Source organism: Mycobacterium gastri, from assembly GCF_002102175.1.
GTDB lineage: Bacteria > Actinomycetota > Actinomycetes > Mycobacteriales > Mycobacteriaceae > Mycobacterium > Mycobacterium gastri.
Genome location: NZ_LQOX01000037.1, coordinates 1 through 1,059, shown reverse-complemented (window position 1 = coordinate 1,059; position 1,059 = coordinate 1). Strand labels below are relative to the sequence as shown.

General features: G+C 63.6%; 1 protein-coding gene. It reads right to left on the bottom strand.

Annotated elements, in window-relative coordinates; translation table 11 throughout:
• Window positions 1-319 precede the first annotated feature (319 nt).
• The coding region (locus tag AWC07_RS02670; protein WP_085104943.1) for a transposase at window positions 320-1,059 on the bottom strand (740 nt) is incomplete at its 5' end.

The window sequence follows — 1,059 nt, the reverse complement described above, 5'->3', positions numbered from 1 at the left end:
GGGGGCGTTTTGTCAAGGGGGCAGGGTGAAGCGGCGGCCGCGACCGTCGCCGTGGCCGCCGCTTCGTGTTGACCGGATGAAGTCTTTCCAGGTACCGAGCGTGTCTGCGCGACGCGTTGTCAGTCTGATATTCGCGGGTTGGTTACCGCAGGACGGGACTTTCGAGTCGGAGTTGGGCCGCTGGTCTAGAAGTCGAGCGTAATCGGTTGCACAGCAACGTGATTGCTCATAGAACTGACGCGGGTCACTCCAAGACGCTGGCCAGTATCTGTCGACTACATTCGGACACTTGTTGCCCCCCTGTCTCGGGGCCGGGCGGTTAGTCGTCGAGGGTGGCCAGTGACCAGCACCAGCCGGCTAGTTCCCGGGCGATCGCGGCGTTGGCGATCACCGGACGTTTCTTGCGTTCGTCAAAGCGTGCCCAGCGGTCGTGTAGTCGGCGGTTGGCGGCATGGCCACGTTCCCGCGCCGCCACTGAGGCCAGACTCCAGCGGCGCCGCAGATCGCGTCCCGGCCGGTATGGCGCACGGTGATGCCAGGCCGATTCGACCAATAACCGACGGGCGTGGGTGTTGCCGGTCTTGGTGATTCCACCTTGGACGCGACTGGTTCCCGAGGAGTACTCGGTAGGTACCAGACCCAGGTAGGCCCCGATTGTGCGGCCGGTCAACCGGTCCCAGTCACCGATTTCGGTGGCCAACCCGAACGCGGTCAATGTCGAGACCCCGCGCAGGCAGCACAACCGGGTTACCACCGCGGTGAACTCACTGTCGGCGGCCATCTCCTCGATGGCGTCATCGAGGCGCTCCCGGCGATGCACACATGTGACCATCGCATCCAGCGCACTGTCGTAAGTCAGCTGCAACGCCGGGGCATCGAAGTGCTGACCACGCAGCCACATCTCGTGTTTACCGGTCCAGGCTTGCCCGCCAGAGTACACAATCCCCTGCCGCAGAAGAAATTTCGATACACGATGCCGGACCGTCATCAAATCCCCGCGGCAATCTTCGCGGGCCCGCACCAGATCACGGGCTGCTTCCTGAGACTCGGTCGGGACCT